Below are 20,435 nucleotides of genomic sequence, written 5' to 3' on the forward strand. Positions count from 1 at the left end.
TCTGACTTCGCTGCTCGTCCTCGGCGCGCCGGCGGTGGCAAGCGCCGCCGGTGAGAAGGACGCGGAGGCGATGAAGCTGCACAACCTGGCGATGGACGAGGACTATCTCTCTGTCGAGTTCGACAAGGCGGAGAAGAAGCTCCGAGACGCGCTGAAGAAGTGCGAGAGGAACGCCTGCACGAAGCCGGTGATCGGCAAGCTGCACATCGCGCTCGGCACGGTGTACGGCGGCGGCAACAAGCTGGAGCAGGCCAGGGCGGAGTTCGTGCTGGCGCTCCAGGCCGACCCGAAGGCGGCGCTCATCGACGCGCTGACGACGCCCGAGCTGGCCCAGGCGTTCAAGGAGGCGCAGAAGGAGGCGCAGGCCGCCGGGAAGCCGTCGGATGATGCGGGCGCGGGCGGCAAGCCCGCGAAGGCCGCCGCGGGCGACGTCCCGCACACGCCGGTGGCGGAGCAGGCGGTGAACACGCCGGTGCCCGTCTACATCGAGATCCCGGAGGAGATCGACGCGTCCAAGGCGACGCTGCGGTACAAGCCGTTCGGCTCGCCCAAGTGGAAGTCGCTCGAGATGACGCCCATGGGGAGCGGCTTCGGGGGGGAGATCCCCTGCGAGGACGTCACGACGACCGGCGATATCCGGTACTTCGTGATCCTGCGGGACGAGGCGGGCGACCCGGTGGGCACGGCCGGCTCGATGCAGGCGCCGCACCGGGTGCCGATCAAGAACGAGATCGACACGGCGCCGTCGCTCCCCGGCCAGGAGCCGCCGCAGCGCTGCGCGGCGAAGGAGGATTGCCCGCCTGGCCTGCCTGGCTGCCCCGAGGCCGGAGGCGAGCGCGGGGACAAGGGCTGGGGCTCGGCCTGCGAGGAGACCGTGGAGTGCCAGTCCGGGCTCGTCTGCCTGAACGGGACCTGCGAGCAAGGGGACGGGGGCGGCGGGGCCGCGGGGCGCAAGGGCAAGCGCAACGTGTTCGGCCTCTGGGGGGAGCTCGACCTGCTCCTCGTGCGCGGCACGGATTACGTCTGCTCGGGCAGCGACGCCGCGTACGCCTGCTTCTATTCGGGCGGCAACGGCAAGCAGTTCTACGGCGAGCCGGCGGATCTTCCTGGAACGAACGGGGTCAAGGGTGGCCTGAGCCCTGCTGGGGGTCGCGTGATGTTGTCGTACGACCGGCAGCTCTTCCCGGATCTGCCGCTGCTCGTGGGCGCGCGGCTCGGGTTTGCCTTCGGCGGCTCGCCGACCTCCGAGCAGCAGCCGACGCCGTGGGTGGGAGACGAGAAGCAGAACCCGCATCTCCAGGCGCTCAGCTTCCTGCCGCTCCACGGGGAGCTCCGCGCCACGTACTTCTTCCTGGGAGATCGGATTGTCGAGAAGGGCGGATTCCGCCCTTACGGGTTCCTGTCGCCCATCGGCCTGGCCCAGGTGAACGCGTCGGTGCCCGTGGATGTGTGCGATCGCCGGAGGGAGGACGGTTCGCTGCAGGATGGGATCGGCAGCAACAGGTGCCCGGCGGACACCCGTTTCGTCGAGGACCTCGACGCCTACCAGATCACCGGTCGGAATTTCTCGGCGGCCGGCGCCGGCGTGGTCTACGGCATCACCGAGAACCTCGGTGTATCCGCCGAGCTGAAGGTCATGCTGATGTGGCCGACGCTCGGCCTCGTCTTCGCTCCCACGATCGGCCCGGTGTTCGCCCTCTAGGGCCTCTTCAGCCAGCTCGTCCGCGGGTGCGGGCGGCCTTGCCGAGCTGCCCGGCCCCCAGCGAGGGAGCACGGCGCGGGGGCCCCGCCGAACTCGCCTGGGACATCATCCCTCCGGCGCGATGCGCCGGAGAGATGATGTCCCAGGCTCAGACATCGGCCCATCCCCCGCGCCGTGCCGTGCGACGTGCTCCCTCGCTGGCGGCCTACCGTTCCTCACCTTTTCCCGCTCCATCATCGACACTTCGCGCCGCACACCGGGTAGGAGCTTCTCGGCCTATCCCTCTCCCGGAACCAGGCACGAGCCAGATCGACGCGGCACCAACGCACCGTCATTCCCGCACACGCAGCGACATTCTCGCCGCAGACGCACTCCTCCGTGCCGAGCCTCGCTTCCCTCCCCCCATCGCCGCCGCAGCGCGGGGGGCGCCCGCACAGGAGACGGGCCCAGATCGGCGTTTTCGGCGCGCAGGCGCACTCACGTGCGCCGAGCACCGAAAACGTCGAGGTGGGCCCGTATCCGAAGCGGGCGCCCCCCGCGCTAGAGATCGAAGCGTTCGGTGCCGAGCAGCTGGTAGAGCGCATAGAGCGCCCCGGCATCGTGATGCTCGAAGCGAACGCCCGCGCGGGCCGGCCGGCCCGCCGGCCCGCGGCGGATCCAGGCGATCCGGCCGCGGAGGCTCAGCGGATCCCACAGGTTCGGGGTGGTGACCTCGAGCGTCACCGCGGTCTCTGGATCGAGCAGCTCCGACGCGAGCTGAGCCTCGGACAGCTCGATGCCGGCGCCGCCCAGCCCCAAATCGCGGATGCGGACGCCATGCTCCTCGATCGACTGCCGATCGCGCAGCGTCGCTCCAAGATCGACGCGTCGCCTCGCATGAGCGCGAAAGTGGTCCCGGACAGCCATCCCGGCGCATTCTCCAGTCAGCGCGAACATATCACGAGCGGCGCGCGCTCACGCTCGGTTCACCAACCCCTGCAGCGCAGGGGCACGGGCGCGTGCGCGCGCGCTCGAACAGCGTGCTCGCCCGGTAGCCCATGGCCGCGTTCGGTAAAGCGGACCGCCACGTGTTAGCCTTTGGGCTTCGCGGCGGACCTTGGGTTAACATGCGGACCACATCCGCAGGAGCGAGTCGCGAAGTAGACCGGAGTTCTACCCTGATGGCCCAGGACACACGCAAAGATCCGCGAGCGAGGGTGCTGCAGATGACCGTGCGCTACAAGAGCGCCACGGTCGACGAGTTCATCGAGCACCACTCGCATGACGTGAGCCGTGGCGGCATCTTCATCAAGACGCCGTCGCCCTTCCCCGCTGGCACGCTGCTCAAGTTCGAGATCCGGCTGCAGGACGAGCAAGCCGTCATCGCCGGCGTCGGCCGCGTCGTATGGAAGCGGGAGCCCGCGCAGGCGAGCGACGCGCACCCGTCCGGCATGGGCGTGAAGTTCATCAAGATCGATGAGAAGTCCAAGGCCGTGATCACCCGGCTCGTCGACGCGCAGCAGGGCGCCGGGTCGGCGTTCGAGGCCGGCATCACCGACCGCGCCGACCTGGGCGACGAGGTGACGGAGCCCGCGGCCGCAGCGGCGGCCGCGCCGCCGGCCGAGCCCGCGGCCGCGAAGGCCGCGCAGGTGAAGCGAGCGTCGACGATGCTGGGGCTCGGCTCGATCGGGGCGACCTCGAAGGGCGACGCCGGCAAGGGCGACGCGAAGAAGGCCGAGCCCGCGGAGGCCGGCGGCTTCTTCCCCAAGACGAACCCCGAGAAGGAGATGCCGCCGCCCGACGAGCGGACGATGATGAAGCAGGCGGCCGAGCTGCTGAAGCAGGCGCTCGCCGAGGCCGGCGGCTCGCTGGATGAGATCGGCGCGTCCAAGGAGCCGCTCATCCCCACCCCGCCGAAGCGCGCCGAGCCGGAGCCCGCGCCGGAGCCGAGGGAGGAGCGGGCGAAGCCGCTGGCCGAGCCGGCGGCGATCCCGGTCGCGGCGGTCGCGCAGCTGGCGAACGAGCGGGAGGCGCGCGACGAGATCCCCGCGGCCGAGGCGAGGCCCGCCAAGGTCGCCGCAGCGAAGAAGCCGGCGGAGGCGGCGGCGGACAGGACGCCGTCCGAGGAGCTGCACGGCAAGCCCGCGCGCCAGGAAGAGAAGGCGGCCGACGACGCGGCCAGGGCGAAGCCTGCGGCAGCCAAGCCGAAAGAGGACAAGGCGGTCGCCGCCAAGGCCGCGCCCACCGGCAAGGTCCCGCTCGCGCAGGAGGAGGAGAGCAGCGGCACCGGGCGGCTGCTCACGATCCTGCTTGTCGCGGCCGCGCTCTGCGGCGCGCTCTGGCTCGTGTTCGGGCAGAGCGATCCCAAGCCGGAGCCGGCCGCGCCCGCGCCCACGCCGGCCTCGCCCGCGCCGGAGCAGCCCGCGGCCAAGCCCGCAGCTCCGGAGGAGGAGAAGCCCCGGCCGACGGAGGTCGCGCCCGCGGCGACGGACACGGCCACGGCCCCGGCGGCGACCGCGCCCACGGCGGCCCCCACGGCGCCGGAGGCGTCGGCCGCGCCGGCGGCGACCACCGCTCCGACCGTCGAGGCCCCCGCCAAGCCGACCGCGGAGCCCGCGGCCCCTACGACGACGACGCCCGAGCCGGCAGCGCCCAAGGCGACCGCGGAGCCGCCCGCGGTCCCCACGACGACGGCCACGCCGGCGCCGCCCAAGCCGGCGCCCAGGCCGAGGCCGAAGGCTCCGAAGAACGACGATCCCTACGGTTGAGGGCGAGGCCGTGGGCCATCCGCGGGAGAGGCAGCTGCAATGAGCGGCTCGGGTAGTCAGGGCGGTGAACCGAGTATGGGTCGCCCGAAGGCGGCAGCCCCCCTGGCCGCGCTGGGCTTGCTGGCGGCCACCGGGCTCGTCTGCGGCGCGGTCGCGCTCCGCAGCCCGACGGCCGTGGCGGTGCTCGAGCAGGAGCCCAGCGTCGCGGCGCATGGGCCTGCGCCGACCGCCGCCCCCGGCGGCAGCAGCGGTCGCGCCAGCGCGCCGTCGCCCGAGCCGGCGCCCGCGCTCGACCCTGCGGAGCCCGACGCTCCGGCGAAGGCCGAGCCTGCCCGCGCGCAGGCCTCGGAGCTCGAGAGGGCCCAAGCCGAGGGGATCGCGGCGCTCGGCGCGCTCGCGCAGCGGTACCCGGAGGACCCCCCGGTGCTCCGGGCGCTCGCGCTCGCGCAGGGGCGCGACAAGTCGTACGCGGCCGCGCTGGCCACGACGAAGCGGTTGTTCGAGATCGCCCCCGAGGAGACCGGCAACGACGAGCTCAAGCAGCTCCTCCTGAGGATCGCGAACGGCCCCCCGGAGGTCGCCCTCACGGCGCTCGATCTGATGGCCAAGCAGATGGGAAGCCGCGGCCCCGACCTGCTCTACGAGGTGGTGACCGCGCCGAGGTTCGGCGACTGGATCAGGGACAACGCGAGCAAGCAGCTGCTCGATCCCGGCGTGCGGCAGGTGGCGTCGCCCGCGCTGATCGTCGCCGACGACCTGCGCCGGCTCACGGCGTGCCCCACCAAGGCGCTGATCGCCAGGGCGCGCGAGGAGGGCGACGTCCGCGCGCTGCATTACATCAAGTCGCTGCTCACCCCGCAGCGCTGCGGGGCGCGGATGCGCACGTGCCTCAAGTGCGGCGCCGTCGCCAAGGATCTGCGCGCAACGGCCAGCGTCATCGAGAAGCGCAAGAAGGCGGCGGCCACCCCGCCCGCGGGGAGCGCCGCGCCCTGATCCGCCCCGTCGAGGTCGGGTGAGCCCCGCCTCGACGCAGCCGCCCCGACGCCGTCTGCAGGCGCCCTCGTCGTCCAGGCCGCGACAGGGTCGTCGCCGTCGACCCGCGCGCCTGGCCGCGCTGGCACGCCCCGCAAACAGGAGCCCCTGGCGCGGACCGCACCACGCTCGGCGCGAGCACCTCGGAGGCCATGGCGCGGGCCGCACCGCGCTCGGCGCGAGCACCTCGCGCCTAGCTGCTCCGTCGCCTACCGCTGGCGGCATCGTCGCGCAGGCGACTCGATGCGTTGGACCAGCTCGCGACGGGAACGAATCGGGGTGGGCGCAACAGGATTTGAACCTGTGACTTCGTCCGTGTGAAGGACGCACTCTACCGCTGAGTTATGCGCCCGATGCCAGCCGGTCGTCACCCGGCCGTTTCGGAAAGACGTGGCGCTTTTAACTCAGAGATCGGCGTTCGACAAGAAGAACTCGCTGCCCATGTCGAACTTCTTCGCGGCGCTCGGGAAACCAAGCGCCAGCGGCGCCTTTCGGCGCGCCTCCCGGCGCTGGCCGAGGCTCGGTCGCGCGTCGTCGCGCGCTCTCGCACGCCTCCGCGCGGGGCGTGGACCAGGCAGGCCGCCGCTTCCGCGCCCCCCCTGCCGTCGCGCCGTGCAGCGAGCAGGGCCGCCGCCGCTGCCCCGAACCTGCGGGCCAGGGCATCGCCCCGCCGTGGGCCGCCCCCGTCAATCGAGCGTCGCGACCGCGCGCCGGAGCGCGGCGAGGCCCGCTTCGATGTGGTCCTCGTCGCAGGCGTAGGAGAACCGAAGATAGCCGGGCGCGCCGAAGGGGGTGCCGGCGACCGCGGCCACGTGCGCCTGCTCCAGCATCCACGTCGCGACGTCCTCGTCGCTCGCGAGCGTCTTCCCCTGGAACGAGCGCCCGCAGAGCCCCCGCACGTCGGCGAACGCGTAGAAGGCGCCCTCGGGCGTCCGGCAGCGCACCCCGGGCACGGCGTTGAGCCCATCGACCATGAGCGAGCGCCGCCGGGCGAAGGCCGCGCGCATCGCGAACACCGCGTCGCGCGGGCCGTTCAGGGCCGCGACGGCGGCGGCCTGGGACACGGCGGCGGCGTTCGTGGTGCTCTGGCCCTGGACCACGTCGAGCGCCCTCGCGACCTCGATCGGCGCGATGCTCCAGCCGATGCGCCAGCCCGTCATCGCGAAGGTCTTGCTGACCCCGTCGACGACGATCACGCGCGGGGCGAGGTCCTCCGCGAGCGCGGGGAGCGACACGTGCCGGAAGCCGTCGTAGGTGAGGTCGGCGTAGATCTCGTCGACGATGATCCAGCAGTCGTGGCGCCGCAGGACCGAGGCCAGCGGGAGCAGGTGCTCCTCCGCGTACGCCGAGCCGGTCGGGTTCGAGGGCGTGCACAGGACGAGCGCCTTCACCCGCGGCGTCAGCGCGGCCTGGAGCGCGTCCGCCGTGAGGCGGAAGCCCGTCGCCTCGGCGGTCTCGACGACGACCGGCGCGGCGCCGAACAGGCGCACCTGCTCGGGATAGCTCACCCAGTGAGGCGCCGGGATGACGACCTCGTCCCCCGGCTCGAAGAGCGCGGCGGCGAGGTTGAACAGCGCGTGCTTCGCGCCAGAGCTCACGGTGACCTGGCTCGGCAGAGGCCGCCACCCGCGGTGCTGCTCGGTCGCGGCGCAGATCGCCGACTTCAGCTCGGGTGTGCCGGACACGGCCGTGTAGTGCGTGGCGCCGGCGTCGAGCGCCGCCTTCGCCGCGGTGCGGATGTGCTCGGGCGTGTCGAAGTCCGGCTCGCCCACGCCGAAGGCGTAGACCGTGTGCCCCTCGGCGCGGAGGCGCGCGGCCCGCGCCGCCATGGCGAGCGTTGCACTGGGCGCGACGGCCGACAGACGGTCAGCGAGCTTCCTGGGCATCGGGATAAAGAGGAATAAAGGGCGGCCCGGGACGACGCAAGGCGCTATCCCGCCTGACGGTTGCGCCGGCGGCCCGGATGTGCCTCGGGCCGCGCGCGCCTCGCCGCCTGCGCCGCGCGCCTCGCGCCTCGCGCGCACGTGCGGCGGCCGAATGCAGGCCAGGCGGAGCCGAGCGAGCCGCCGCGAAGCAGCGCTGTAAGCCCGACAACGTGTAGCCGGACGCCTGACGCGCGGCGCTACGGAGAAGGTGACGGCGTGGCGCCGCCGACCTGGACCGCGGGCTTCTGCTCGTCCTGCTTGATCGAGTAGCGCACGAGCGCGCGGAGCACGTCGTTGCGCTGCACGTTGCCGAGGAGGCTCTTCATGTCCTCGTAGATCGACGGATCGACCAGGAGGGCCCCGAGGGTCCCCTTGCCCGCCCTCATGTCGTGCACGATCGCCCGCAGATCGCCCGTCATCGCCGTCACGTTGGCGAGCGCCTCGGCGCCGTCGCCCTTGCCGCCGTACAGCGCGTCGTGCGCGAGGCTGTCGCTCTCGCGGATGCCCTTCAGCGTCGTGGCGACCTCGTCCGCGGCGTTCCCGAACTGCTGGATCTGCTTCTGCGGGCCGTCGCCGTAGATGACGTCGTGCGCGAACCCCGGCCCCTCCTTGACGCGCGAGACGACCCCCCTCACCTCGCGCAGCGTGCTCGCGAGCTCCGTGCTCACGCGGTCGAGGCTCTGCAGGGTGCGCGAGATGCGCTCGGCCTCCTCGGGATCGGTCAGGAAGCGGTGCGGGTAGCCCTCGCCCTCGGTCACCTGCTTCATCAGCGTGTTCGCCGAGGCGACCGTCTCGCGGAGATCCTTGTGCAGCCGCTCGTCGGCGATGTTCTCCGAGACCTTCTGGATGTTGTCGAGCGTGGCCTCGGCCTTCTCGGCCATCCCGGCGACCTTCCCCATCACGTCGGTCGGAACCTCGCCTGGGATCTGGCCGCCCGGCGGCACCGCGTCGGGGCTCTGCCCCTTCGTGAGCTCCAGCATCTTGTCGCCGAGCAGCCCCTTGTTCGCGATCTGGGCCACGCTGTCGGTCTTGATCCGGCCCGCCTCGCTCTCGACGATCTCGAGCTTCACGTAGATCTTCGTGTCCTTCGGGTCAGGCCCGTAGCCGACCTCTGCGACGTGGCCGATGTCGATGCCGCCCATGCGGATGGGCGCGCCCGGCTTCAGCCCCTGCACGTCGGAGAAGCTCGTCGAGAACTCGACCGAGGAGTCGAAGAGCCGCCGCTCGTCGCCTATCAGGAAAATGACTACGGCGGAAAGAATGAGGCCCGCCAGCACAAAGAGTCCGACCTTCAGATCGCGCGCTCTGCCCATGCGGAAGGGCATCTTGCGCGATCTCGGGGGGATCGTCACGTCCCGAGAAGCGTTTGGACGTCCTCGTTCACCGGCGCGGTCCCGGTAATGAAATCGGCGACATGCGGATCTCTCGACGCCCGGAACTCGTCCGGCGTGCCGGTCGCGATGACCTCGCCGCGGTAGATCATCGCCATCCGGTCCGAGATCGAGAACGCGCTCTTCATGTCGTGTGTCACGACGATGCTGGTCACGTTGAGGGCCTGCTTCAGGCCCTTGATGAGGTGGTTGATGCGCTCGGTGTTGATCGGATCGAGGCCGGTCGTCGGCTCGTCGTAGAGCAGCACCTCGGGCTGCACCGCGATGGCGCGCGCGAGGCCGACGCGCTTCTTCATGCCGCCGGACAGGTCCCCCGGGCGCATCTGCTCGATGCCGGGCAGGCCGACGAGCGACAGCGCCCAGTTCACCCGATCGGCGATCTGCGCCTCGGTCATCTCCTTGCGGTAGTGCTCGTGCAGGCCGTAGGCGACGTTCTCGCCGACCGAGATCGAGTCGAACAGGGCGCCCCCCTGGAACAGCATCGCGATGCGCTGGCGCACCTGGGCGATGCGCGCCTCGCTCAGCTTCGTGATCTCCTCACCGTGGAACTGGATAGATCCATCGTCGGCGTCGAGCAGGCGGATGAGCAGCTTGAGCATGACGCTCTTGCCGACGCCCGACCCGCCCATGACGGTGAGCGTCTCGCCCTGGTACACCTCGAGGTTCAGGTCGCGGTAGATGACCTTCGGGCCGAAGGCCTTGCGCACATGCGAGAACCGGATCAGCGGCTCAGCCACGCGCCCACGCTAGCACGCCGCCGAGGCCCGCCGCGAACGCTCAGTCGGCCGCGGCGACGTGCTCGATCCGGATCTCGACGGCGTCCCCGCCGCGCCAGGCGTCGCGCCGGAGGCGGCCCACCACGTCGACGCGCCCGCCGGCGAACCGCGCCGCGAGCTCGCCCAGCTCGAACCCGAAGCACGAGATCTCGCGGCGGGCGAAGGTGAGCTCCAGCTTGAGGTGGCCCTTCAGGTTCCTCGCCGAGCGCACGGCCGCGCCCGACAGGAGGACGTGCGCCGGGCGGTTCCCCTCGCCGCACGGCTCGAGCCGCTCGAGATCGCGCGCCACGGCCGCCGGGTCGTCGCGATCGTCGAGCCGGGCGTGGGCGGTCGCGAGCGCCGCGGCGGCCGGGAGCTCCTGGTCGCGGAAGGCGTCGCACCACGCCGCCCGGAGCGCCTCGACGCGATCGGCGCGCACCTCGACGCCGGCCGCCGCCTGGTGGCCGCCGAAGCCGATGAGCTCGGCGCGGCACCGGGTGAGCGCGTCGTGGAGCCGCGCGCCGGCTGGGCCGCGCACCGAGCCGCGCCCCTTCGCGCCCTCGAGGCCGATGACGATCGTGGGCTTGCCGAAGCGGGAGGTGAGCCTTCCCGCGACGATCCCGACCACGCCGGGGTGGAAGCCCTGCCGCGCGATGACGATCGCGGGATCCCGATCGAAGCCGGCGCGCTCGATCTCGGCGAGCGCCGACACCAGCATCTCGTCCTGGATGGCGCGCCGCTTCATCTGCGCCTGCTCCACGGTGGCGGCGAGCGCGGACGCGGTCACGCCGTCGTGCGCGAGCAGGAGCTCCAGCGAGACGTCGGGATCGCCGAGGCGGCCGGGCGCGTTGAGGCGGGGCGCGATCCGGAAAGCGACGTCCTCCGCCGAGGCGCCGCGCCCGAGATCGAGGTTGGCGAGCGCCGCGAGCGCGCGCAGCCCGGGCCGGGGCCCGGTCTGGAGCACGGTGAGGCCGGCCCGCACGAGCGCGCGGTTGTCGCCGGTCAGCGGCGCGACGTCGGCGACGGTGCCGATGGCCACGAGGTCGAGGTAGGGGCGGAGGTCGAGCGACGAGCCGAGCTTCTTGCGCACGGCGGCCAGGAGCGAGAGCGCGAGCCCGCAGGACGCGAGCCCCTTGTACGGGAAGCCGCAGTCGGCGCGGTGCGGGTTCAGGAACGCGATCGCCGGGAGCGGCTCGGCTGGGACGAGGTGGTGATCGATGACGACGCAGTCGATGCCGGCCGCGCGCGCGGCGGCCAGCCGCTCGTGATCGCTGGAGCCGCAGTCGCACGTGACGAGCAGCGTGGGGCAGGCGCGCATCACGCGCTCGAGCGCAGGGGCCGAGAGGCCGTAGCTGCCCTCGGCGCGCGTCGCGAGCAGCGGCACGACCTGGCCCGAGAGGGCGCGCAGCGCGCCCGTCATGATGGCGGTCGCGGTGATCCCGTCGCAGTCGTAGTCGCCGAAGACGGCGATCCGCTCGCCGGCGCGCACGGCGCGCGCGATCCGCTCGGCGCTCGCCTCGCGATCGGCCATGGCGTCGGGCGACGTGAGGTGCGAGAGCCGCGGGTCGAGGAAGCGCCGCGTCGCCTCGTCCGGAGCCCGGCCGGCCCGGTGCAGGATGTCCGCCACCGTGATCGACAGGCCGAGCTCGCGCGCCATCGCGAGCGCCTCGGGCGACGCCTCACCCGGGTCGGCGACGCGCTCGACGAGCGGCGCGCCGCGGGCCGCGTGCGAGGCGGGGGTCGGCGCCTCGCGCTCGGCGAGCTCCTTCCAGGCCTCCGTGACGGTGCTCGTCATCGCGAGAGCCGGTACACCGGCGCGGCGGGGGCGTCCATGGTCTGGGTCGGGGCGGCGCGAGCGGCCGCGGCCACGGCGGGGCGCTCAGACGACCGCGTCGGCGCGCTTCTGCGTGCGGACGCGGTTGACCTTCTTGCGCTTGCCGGCGGCCGAGCCGAAGAACCGGCGGTCGATCCACTCGGTGAGCGGCGCCGCGACGTAGATGGAGGAGTACGTGCCGACGACGATGCCGACGACGAGCGTGAACGCGAAGTCTCGGATGACGCCCGTGCCATAGAAGAGGAACATGACGAGCGACAGGAACGTCGTCAGCGACACGAGGATGGTGCGGCCGAGCATCTCGGAGAGCGAGAAGTTGATGACGGCGGCGAAGCTCATGTCGCGGTGCTTCCCCAGGTTCTCACGGATCCGGTCGTAGACGACGACCGTGTCCGTGATCGAGTAGCCGACGATCGTGAGCAGCGCGGCGACGGTGGAGAGCGTGATCTCGCGCTGCGTGATCACCATGGCGCCGAGCGCGATGCCGACGTCGTGGACGAGCGCGAGGATGCCGCCGGGCGCGAACCGGATGTCGAACCGGAACGCGATGTACGCCATGATGAAGAAGATCGTGATGAGGACGCTCTTGATGGCCGCGTCGCGCAGCTGGGCGCCGGCCTTCGGCCCGATCCACTCGACCCGGAGCGCCTGGTCGGGCACCTTGTCCGCGCCGAGGTGCTCCCGGAGGCCGTCCATCAGCTGGTCGCCCTTCGACTTGAGGTAGAGCTCGACCTTGTGATCGCGCTCGCTCACGACGAGCGCGTTGTTCGCGCCGGGCCTGAGCTCGACGCCCTCGATGCCCTCGAGCTGCTTCTTGATCCCCTCCAGGTCGGGGGCGACCTCGTAACGGGCGGAGATCTTGTCGCCGCCGGGGCTGAACTTGACCTCGGTGGCGCGCACCGCCTCCGGGCAGCGATCCTCGGGGACCGAGCCGCCCTCGGGCGCCAGGCACATGTGCTCGCGCACCGCCCCCTTCTGCTGCTCCGAGAGCGCCGAGACCTCGTGGACCCGGATGAGGTAGCGGTTCGGGTTGGCCTGGTCCGAGACGGAGACGATGTCCGGGGAGTCGAAGCCCGACTTCGTGACGGCCTCGCGCACCTCGGCGCTCGAGACCGGAGCCTTGAAGGCGACCTCGACCTCGGTGCCCCCCTTGAAATCGGTCCCGAGCTTCGGCCCCGGCACGATGAACGAGATGATCGACAGGATGAGCAGCACCCCGCTGAGCCCGATGAAGAGCCAGCGCTTGCTCATGAAGTCGAACTGACGGCCAGGCTTGATGAGTTCCATCGTCGTGTCTCAACCATCGGAGAACCGCTCGCGCGTTCTCCCTCAAAGGCCGGAGATCCGCTCCAGCGGCCCCGTTCTCAGCCGAGCGAGAGCGTCTTGATCTTCCGTCCGCGGACGGCCCAGTCGAACATCAGGCGGGTGCACACGACCCCGGTGAACAGGCTGATCGCGATGCCGACGATCAGCGTGATCGCGAAGCCCTTGATGGGGCCGGTGCCGTACTGCGCGAGGATGAGCCCCGAGATCAGCGTGGTCACGTGGCCGTCGAGGATGGCGCTGAACGCCTTGTCGTAGCCGACGTCGACCGCGGCGCGCGGGCTCTTGCCAGCCCTGAGCTCCTCCCGGATACGCTCGTTGATCAGCACGTTGGCGTCGACCGCGATGCCCATCGTGAGCACGAGGCCGGCGATGCCGGGCAGCGTCATCGACGCGCCGAACATCGCGAGGACGGCGATCTGCAGGATGAGGTTGAAGATGACCGCGACGTCCGCGATGAGCCCGGCGCGGCTGTAGATGATCACCATGAACACGACCACGAGCACCCCGCTCGCGATCGCGCCCTTCATGCTCTGCTGGATCGCGTCCTTGCCCAGCGACGGGCCGATGCGCTGCTCGTTCGACGGGGAGATCGGGGCCGGCAGGGCACCCGACCGGAGCACCAGCTCGAGCTTGCGCGCGTCCTGGAGCTGCTGTTCGGGGTTCTGCGAGCCCATCGTGATCTGCGCGCGGCCGCCGCCGATCTTCGTCTGGATGACCGGCGCGCTCTCGACCTTCTCGTCGAGGATGATGGCGAACCGCCGCTTGATGTTCCTGCCCGTGATGTCCTCGAACCGGTCGGCGCCGGTCGGGGTGAACTCCATCGACACGTACCAGCCGCCGAGGCCGCTATCGCTCTGATCCGGGAGCGCCTGCGCGTCGCGCACCATGTCGCCCGTGATCTCGGCCTTGCTGAAGAGGAAGTACGTCCGCCAGCCGATCTCCTCGATGACGTCCTTCTCCTCGTTGTACTCGTACAGCTTGCCGTAGCCGACCTCGTTGTCCGGCGGGACCTGGAGCGTCCCGACCCACTCGCGCAGCCGCTTCAGCGTGTCGCGCATCTCCTCGTGCTCGGCGCGCACCATCCGGGCAAAGTGGACCGGCTTGGTCTTCCCGGGGCCGACCGGCGCGTTCTCGATCGAGAACGTCAGCCCCTTCGGGAGGTCCTCCTCCTTGGCGCTCTTCGCGATCGGCTCGAAGAAGTCGTGGTCGTCGTCGACCATCTTGAACTCGAGCCGCGCCGTCTGGCTGATGATCTCGCGGATCGTGTTGAAGGCGCTCTCGTCGTCGCCGGGGACCTCGATGATGACGTCCTCGTCGCGCGTCGAGACGCTCGCCTCCTTGAGGCCGAGGCCGTCGACGCGCCGGAGCACCGTCTCCTTGGCCTGCGACACCGCGCGCTCGCGGATGCTGCTCGAGACCTCGTCGCGGATCCGGAACCTCACGACCTTGCGGTCCGCCGAGCGCTGGAGCTGCAGCTCCCCGAGGAACTTCGAGAGGAACGCGTCGTCGATCTTCTCGGCGTCCGCCGGGTCGTCGAAGGTGATGGCGATCGTGTCGGTGTGTTCGCGCGGCTTCTCGATGCGGAGCTTCGTCTGGAGCTTCTGCATCTCCTCGATCGTCGGCGGCTTGTCGCCCTCGTGGAACCCGAACGACCTCGCGAGCGCCGCGCGCAGGTCGTCGTAGTACCGGTCGCGCTTGTCGCTGATCGCCTCGTCGACGTCGACCGTGTAGACGAGGCGGAGGCCACCCTTCAGGTCGAGGCCGCGCACCAGTCGGAACGGGATGTTCGAGGTCAGGAACCGGCTGAACCCGAGCTCCCCTCGCCTCGCCTGGGTCTCCTGCTCCGACACCTCCTCCGACGAGAGGCCGGTATGGTCCGGTCGGCCGTGCCGCTCGTCGTGGTAGGTCGGGTAGATGCAGAGGGCCGAGCCGAGCGCGAGGAACAGCACGAAGCCCGTCTTCACCCGCCACGCGAAATCGATCCACGGCCCGGCGCAGAGCAGCGCCCACGGCACCATCAGGCCGAACGTCGCGAGGGCCCAGAACACCTGGTAGTGCGCCGCGACGGCGGCCGCGCCGGCGGCGAGCGCCGCCCAGGCGAAGACCGCGCGCCGCGGGCGGCTGAGCCACACGCCGAGGAGGCACAGGCCGGCGACGCCGGCGAACCCGTACTGGAAGATGTTTAGGAGCATGGAGTGTGGCGCCGCGGGGGGCGGTAAAGAGCTTCCTGTTGGGCCGAGCGCCGGCCTACGACTTCTTGTCCTTCGCCGCGTCGGCGACCTTGGCGTCCGCCGCCGCGACCTCGCCCGGGTCCTGGCCCTGGATCGCGCTCTTCAGGATCTGCACGTTCACGCCAGGGGCGATCTCCAGCTTGACCCGGGGCGAGTTCGGGTTGATGTCGGTGATCTTGCCGAGGAGCCCGGACTGGGTGACCACCCGATCGCCCGCCTTGAGGTTCGACTCGAGCTGCTTCTGCTTCTTGTTCTGGCTCCGCGTCATCACGAAGATGAGCAGCAGCGGCAGCGCCAGGATGAGGAACGAGAAGGCCCCTCCGCCGAACGGCGCGGGCGGCGCCTCGTGCCCCCCAGAGGGCGGCGGCGATTGACCTTCGACCGGCGCCGCGGGCGCGTTGCCCGCGCGCCCGGGGGCGGCGTTCGGCTGGAACCAGTTTGAGCTTGCCAAGGTGACGCGTGTCTCCGGGCCCCGACGGGCTCGCCCGCAAATTGCGGGCCTCTCCCAACCCCCCGGGGCCCGCCTCCATACCCAGGATCCAAGGGTCGCGCAAGGAGCTAGGCGGGCAGCCTCACCCGGACGCGACGGGAATACAGCCTTACGGCCTTTTCCGGTTCCGCCCCACCCGGCCGCCCGGGCCCGCGGCGCGGCCGCCCGCCGCCGCGGCGTCAGCCGTCGCTGCCGAACACCACGTGCCGGCGGGCCCGCTCGCCGCTCGCGATCTCCGCCAGCGACAGGCGCACGTCGCGCTCGGTGATCGTGCCGTCGATCGTCGCGAACGTCGCGGAGATGATCGGCGGGATGCGCCCGACGCCGGGGAAGCCGGGGGCCCACGTGAGCGCGTCCGCGAACGCGGCCTTGACCAGGGCGGCGACGGGCCCGTGCGGCGCGAGGGGCACGTCGAGCGGCTCGAGCACCACGACGGCCTTGGCGCGGCCGAGCGTCTTCACCACCTCCGCGCCGTAGAACGGCCGCAGCGCGCGCACGCCCACGAGGCCGACGCGCCGGCCCTGGGCGCGCAGGCTGCGCACGACCTCGCGGGCCGCGGGGAACGCGCAGCCCACGGCGACCATGATCTCCTCCGCGTCGGCGGTGTCGACGCGCTCGATCGCGCCGAGCGGCCTGCCGGTCAGCTCGCAGAGCTCCCGCATCGCGCTGGTGAGCGCGAACGGCACGCGCGCGCAGAAGCCGCGCTCGGCCCGCTTCCGGACGACGCCGCGGCCCTGCGGGCGAGGGCCCCCGTCGCCGTCGCTCTCGCCCGGCGCCGCGTCGGTGAAGGTCGGCGCGCCCCGCTCCGAGCCGAGGAAGCGCGCGGCGAGATCGCGCGCCGCGCCGAGGGCGGACACGTCCGACGGCAGCGCGTCGACGAGGTGCACGAACGGCGTCTCGCTGTCCTCGGCGGCGCGCCGCGCCACGAGCGCCACGTCGGCCGCCTCCTGGCTGCTCCAGGTGACGAGCACCCCCGCGCCGACGTCGAGCGCCGGCGCGAGCTCGTCGCGCCCCACGGCGGTCCCGCCGCGCCGCTCGATGACGTGGACCGTCACCGGCGTGCGCACCGCCGCCGCCTCGCCGAGCGCGGCGAGGGCCCCGACGAGCTCGTGGGCGCCCAGCACCACGCTCGCGCGCTGCCCCGCGCGCGAGCGCGCCGCCGCGCCGCGGATCGCCTCGGCGGCGGACGCGGCGCGCTCGATCGGCAGATCGCCGGGCACCGCCGCGTGCGCGGCGAAGAGCGCGCTCCCCGCGGCCACCTCGACATGTGCGATCACCGCCGCCGGATCCGGCGGCGCGCCTAGACCGTCAGGCACTGCCATCCAATCGTTCGTCGCCCGAGCCGCACGCGAGGTCAAGCGCGAGCGCGACAGGATTCGGCGCAGCGACCGGGCCGAAGCGGCGCCGCGATCGCGATCATCCATGCCTGGACGTAACTCCGGGAAGCGAAGCCTTCATCCCGAGGTGATGCTCTTGTCGCATTCGGCTCGGCGGTGGTCGCGCGGTCGGATCGAGTCACCAGGCTCAACCGCGCGCGGCGTCGCGCTCGCGCTCGATCAGCGGACGCCCCGCCAGCGGACGAGCCGCCAGCAACTCGGGCCGCTCGCCCGTCGGACCGACAAGCCAGCGCGCCGACGAGGACACCGCGCGGGAAGGAAGAACTCCGGACCCGCGCGCCGCAGAAAAAAGCGAACCCGAAAAATTGATCGCTTGACGGACTGTCCTGCCCTTGATAGGAGGCGCTCTCCGTTTCGTCGGCGTCACGCCGAGCGAGCGGGACATAGGCGCGTAGCTCAGTGGTAGAGCACTACCTTGACACGGTAGGGGTCGCCGGTTCGAAACCGGCCGCGCCTACAAATCAGCAGGAGACCTAGCCTGCGAGGTTTCATGGCCCTCGATCAGACAGCCCAGGCCGCCTCGGCGGCCCGCACCACGGTGCGCGAGGCTCTCGCCGACGAACTCGCCAAGGACCGCACCGTCATCGGCGCCCGCGTCAACGGGCGCCTCCTCGATCTTCAGACCCCCTTCCTCCGCGACGGCGCGACCCGCATCGAGCCGGTGCGGACGAGCGATCCGGACGGCCTCCGCATCGTCCGGCACTCGACGGCGCACATCATGGCCGACGCCGTGCAGCGCCTCTTCCCGGGGACGAAGGTCACGATCGGCCCCGCCATCGAGGCGGGCTTCTACTACGACTTCGACAAGCCGAGCGGCCCCTTCACGGACGAGGATCTCGCCAAGATCGAGGCGAAGATGCGCGAGATCATCGCCGCGGGCCGCCCGTTCCGGCGCGAGGTCGTGAACCGCGAGGCGGCGCACGAGCTCTTCGCCCAGATGGGCGAGACGTACAAGCGCGAGCTCATCGACGCGATCCCGCCGGGCGAGGAGGTCTCGCTCTACCGGCACAGCGACGGCGAGCGCGAGTGGGTCGACCTCTGCGAGGGCCCGCACGTGCCGGACGCCTCGCTGCTCCAGGCCGTCAAGCTGGTGAGCGTGGCCGGCGCCTACTGGCGCGGCGACGAGCGCAACCCGATGCTCCAGCGCATCTACGGCACGGCGTTCCCGAGCCAGGCGGCGCTCGACGAGCACCTGAAGCTCCTCGCGGAGGCCAAGGAGCGCGACCACCGGAAGCTCGGGAAGGAGCTCGAGCTCTTCATGTTCCACGAGTACGCGCCGGCCATGCCGTTCCTCCTGCCGCGCGGCGCGCACGTCTACAACGCGCTCGTCCAGTACATGCGCGACCTCTACGTCGACTACGGGTACGAGGAGGTCATCACGCCGCAGATCTTCGACAAGCGCCTGTTCGATACGAGCGGGCACCTGCCGAACTACCGCGAGAACATGTACCTGCCGGTCACGGCGGAGCACCTCGACGCGGCGCGGCTCGCGCTCCGGCTCGGGGTCTCTCCCGGCGACGCGGACGCGGCGGCCTACAAGGAAGCGGACAAGAAGCGCGACGCCGCGGTCCTGGAGCAGCTCGCCGAGCTCGAGCGGCTCGCCCAGAAGCCGATGAACTGCCCGAGCCACTGCCTCATCTTCGGCCAGCGGCGGCGCAGCTACCGCGAGCTGCCGTGGCGGCTCGCCGACTTCGGGCGGCTCCACCGGTACGAGCGCGGCGGCGTCGTCCACGGCCTCGCCCGGGTGCGGAGCTTCTGCCAGGACGACGCCCACATCTTCTGCGCCCCGGAGCAGATGCACGGCGAGATCCAGGCGTTCCTGCGCCTCCTGCTCGAGGTGTACGCCGCGTTCCGGTTCGCCAAGATCGACATCAAGCTCGCGACCCGGCCCAAGAAGCGCATCGGCACCGACGCGCAGTGGGACGCCGCGGAGGGCGCGCTCGCGGACGCCCTGAAGCAGGCCGGCCTCCCCTTCGAGATCGCGCCCGAGGAGGGCGCGTTCTACGGCCCGAAGCTCGAGTTCCACGTCCAGGATGCGCTGCGGCGGAGCTGGCAGCTCGGCACGATCCAGGTGGACTACGCGCTGCCCGACCGCTTCGAGCTCGAGTACACCGGCGCCGACGGCGGCGTGCACCGCCCCGTGATGTTGCACCGGGCGATCCTCGGCTCGCTCGAGCGGTTCTTCTCGGTGTACCTGGAGCACGTCGGGGGCGCCTTCCCGGCCTGGCTGGCCCCGGAGCAGGCGATCATCGTCACGGTCAGCGAGAAGCAGGCCGCTTACGCGGAAGAGGTGGTGGCGCACCTCCGGGGCCGCGGGCTCCGCGCCCGGGCCGACCTCAGCTCCGACAAGCTCGGCGCCAAGATCCGGGCGGCGCGGCTGACGCGCGTCCCGTACGTGGTCGTGGTCGGCGACAAGGAGGCCGAGGGCCGCAAGGTCGCCCCCCGGTCGCGCGATCTCAACAAGGACCTCGGGGCGATGCCGCTCGACGAGTTCGCCGACCGGCTCGCCGCGGAGTCGAAGCCCCCCCGCCTGGCTGCGAGCGACCCCAGTTCGTGACCCGCCGTTCCGGCCGGTCCCTCTCGCCGGCAGGCCTCTCCCTACCACTCCCGTCGAGCCCGGCAGTCCAGGGCTCCCAAGCGCCCCTGGGTCGCGGCGGCCGCTGTGCTTGCCGCCGTTGCCTGCGGCGCGGAGTCAGGCGACATTGACGTGGTGATGGTCGCCGCGACCACCATCGGTCGCGAAGCGGCGGTCCGTCGCTTTCGGAAGCACAGAACACAAGGAGGCAGCGAAATATCACATGGCGATGAGACGCTTCGACCCTCGGCAGGCCCAGCGGGGGCCGCAGATCCGCATCAACCAGCGCATCCGCGTCCCGGAGATCCGCGTCATCGGCGATGATGGCGAGATGCTCGGCATCATGCAGACCCACGAGGCGCTGCGCCGGGCTCAGGAGAAGGGGCTCGACCTCGTCGAGGTCAACCCGAAGGCGGATCCTCCGGTTTGCAAGATCCTCGACTTCGGCAAGTACAAGTACGACGAGAAGAAGAAGGCCCGCGAGGCGAAGCGCAAGCAGAGTGTGGTGGAGATCAAGGAGATCAAGCTCCGTCCCAAGACGGACGATCACGATCTCGAGTTCAAGACCAGGGCTGCGCACCGGTTCCTCGGCGCAGGTCACAAGGTGAAGTTCACGGTGCGCTTCCGCGGCCGCGAGATCACGCACCCGGAGAAGGCGCAGGAGCAGCTCGACTGGATCGTCCAGCACTGCGAGGAGATCGCGAACGTCGAGGTGCGCCCGATGATGGAGCAGCGCACGATGACGCTGATGATGGCGCCCAAGCCCGCCATCCTGCAGAAGGTGGCCCAGGCCCGCGCCGCCGCGGAGAAGGCCCGCCAGAAGGCGCTCCAGGAAGGGCGCGCCGCTCCGGCCGCGGACGACGCCGAGGACGAGGAGATCGAGAAGCTCGAGAGGCAGCTCGAAGAGCAGGACGACGACGACGACGACGAGGGCGAGGGCGAGGGCGGGAACGAGTAGCCCGCCCGGAGAGGGCGCGCGTCAGGACGACGGCCGCGCCTCCTTCGGGGCGCGCATCGCGCCGCGAAGGAG

At 71.6% G+C, this 20,435-nt stretch carries 14 protein-coding genes and 2 tRNA genes; 6 read left to right on the forward strand and 10 right to left on the reverse strand.

From position 1 onward, the window contains the following. The first annotated feature begins 70 nt into the window (after positions 1-70). Positions 71-1,702 carry a hypothetical protein gene (locus WMF20_RS26510; RefSeq protein WP_437604732.1) on the forward strand — a complete coding sequence of 544 codons (1,632 nt, stop codon included), beginning with the start codon at positions 71-73 and terminating at the stop codon, positions 1,700-1,702. Between the two features lie 540 nt (positions 1,703-2,242). Here the strand turns inward: WMF20_RS26510 and WMF20_RS26515 are convergent. Then, the gene (locus WMF20_RS26515; RefSeq protein ID WP_061627742.1) at positions 2,243-2,608 is read right to left on the reverse strand and encodes a PilZ domain-containing protein; all 366 of its coding nucleotides are present in this window, start codon (positions 2,606-2,608) and stop codon (positions 2,243-2,245) included. Positions 2,609-2,862: 254 nt separating this feature from the next. Here WMF20_RS26515 and WMF20_RS26520 point away from each other — a divergent pair, with 254 nt between their 5' ends. Both WMF20_RS26520 and WMF20_RS26525 read left to right on the forward strand, forming a co-directional pair. After that, positions 2,863-4,449 (forward strand): TIGR02266 family protein, encoded by a 1,587-nt coding sequence (locus WMF20_RS26520; protein ID WP_437604733.1) that lies wholly within the window; start codon positions 2,863-2,865, stop codon positions 4,447-4,449. A gap of 75 nt (positions 4,450-4,524) precedes the next feature. Next, positions 4,525-5,442, forward strand: a complete 918-nt coding sequence (locus WMF20_RS26525) for a hypothetical protein (RefSeq protein WP_437604734.1) — start codon at positions 4,525-4,527, stop codon at positions 5,440-5,442. Between the two features lie 319 nt (positions 5,443-5,761). On the opposite strand, the gene WMF20_RS26530 is transcribed toward WMF20_RS26525, so the two are convergent. The 9 genes from WMF20_RS26530 to WMF20_RS26570 all read right to left on the reverse strand — a co-directional run bounded on the left by WMF20_RS26530 (position 5,762) and on the right by WMF20_RS26570 (position 16,749). Then, positions 5,762-5,833, reverse strand: a tRNA-Val gene (locus WMF20_RS26530). A 334-nt stretch (positions 5,834-6,167) separates the two neighbouring features. Beyond that, the gene (locus WMF20_RS26535) at positions 6,168-7,310 is read right to left on the reverse strand and encodes a pyridoxal phosphate-dependent aminotransferase (RefSeq protein ID WP_437604735.1); all 1,143 of its coding nucleotides are present in this window, start codon (positions 7,308-7,310) and stop codon (positions 6,168-6,170) included. 293 nt (positions 7,311-7,603) lie between these two features. Continuing rightward, positions 7,604-8,719, reverse strand: coding sequence for an MlaD family protein (locus WMF20_RS26540; RefSeq protein WP_437604736.1), 1,116 nt, complete (start codon positions 8,717-8,719; stop codon positions 7,604-7,606). A gap of 35 nt (positions 8,720-8,754) precedes the next feature. Beyond that, on the reverse strand, positions 8,755-9,534 hold the full coding sequence (locus tag WMF20_RS26545) for an ABC transporter ATP-binding protein (protein ID WP_129577039.1): 780 nt from the start codon (positions 9,532-9,534) through the stop codon (positions 8,755-8,757). Between the two features lie 40 nt (positions 9,535-9,574). Then, a complete protein-coding gene (recJ, locus tag WMF20_RS26550) occupies positions 9,575-11,347 on the reverse strand; it encodes a single-stranded-DNA-specific exonuclease RecJ (RefSeq protein ID WP_437604737.1) in 1,773 nt (590 codons plus the stop codon). Between the two features lie 84 nt (positions 11,348-11,431). Next, entirely contained in the window at positions 11,432-12,673 is a 1,242-nt protein-coding gene (gene secF, locus WMF20_RS26555) for a protein translocase subunit SecF (protein WP_437604738.1), read from the reverse strand. A gap of 77 nt (positions 12,674-12,750) precedes the next feature. After that, on the reverse strand, positions 12,751-14,904 hold the full coding sequence (secD, locus tag WMF20_RS26560; RefSeq protein WP_437604739.1) for a protein translocase subunit SecD: 2,154 nt from the start codon (positions 14,902-14,904) through the stop codon (positions 12,751-12,753). Between the two features lie 55 nt (positions 14,905-14,959). Then, on the reverse strand, positions 14,960-15,394 hold the full coding sequence (gene yajC, locus WMF20_RS26565) for a preprotein translocase subunit YajC (protein WP_437604740.1): 435 nt from the start codon (positions 15,392-15,394) through the stop codon (positions 14,960-14,962). 218 nt (positions 15,395-15,612) lie between these two features. Continuing rightward, positions 15,613-16,749, reverse strand: a complete 1,137-nt coding sequence (locus WMF20_RS26570; protein WP_437604741.1) for a transketolase — start codon at positions 16,747-16,749, stop codon at positions 15,613-15,615. 466 nt (positions 16,750-17,215) lie between these two features. On the opposite strand from WMF20_RS26570, the gene WMF20_RS26575 reads away from it, so the two are divergent. The 3 genes from WMF20_RS26575 (at position 17,216) to infC (ending at position 20,363) form a co-directional block, all read left to right on the forward strand. Continuing rightward, positions 17,216-17,287 (forward strand) — tRNA-Val (locus tag WMF20_RS26575). Between the two features lie 33 nt (positions 17,288-17,320). Continuing rightward, the gene (gene thrS / locus WMF20_RS26580) at positions 17,321-19,387 is read left to right on the forward strand and encodes a threonine--tRNA ligase (RefSeq protein WP_437604742.1); all 2,067 of its coding nucleotides are present in this window, start codon (positions 17,321-17,323) and stop codon (positions 19,385-19,387) included. Positions 19,388-19,628: 241 nt separating this feature from the next. Continuing rightward, a complete protein-coding gene (gene infC, locus WMF20_RS26585; RefSeq protein WP_437604743.1) occupies positions 19,629-20,363 on the forward strand; it encodes a translation initiation factor IF-3 in 735 nt (244 codons plus the stop codon). Positions 20,364-20,435 lie beyond the last annotated feature (72 nt).

Origin of the sequence: Sorangium sp. So ce834 (genome assembly GCF_051521425.1) — a bacterium.
GTDB classification, from domain to species: Bacteria; Myxococcota_A; Polyangia; order Polyangiales; family Polyangiaceae; genus Sorangium; species Sorangium cellulosum_D.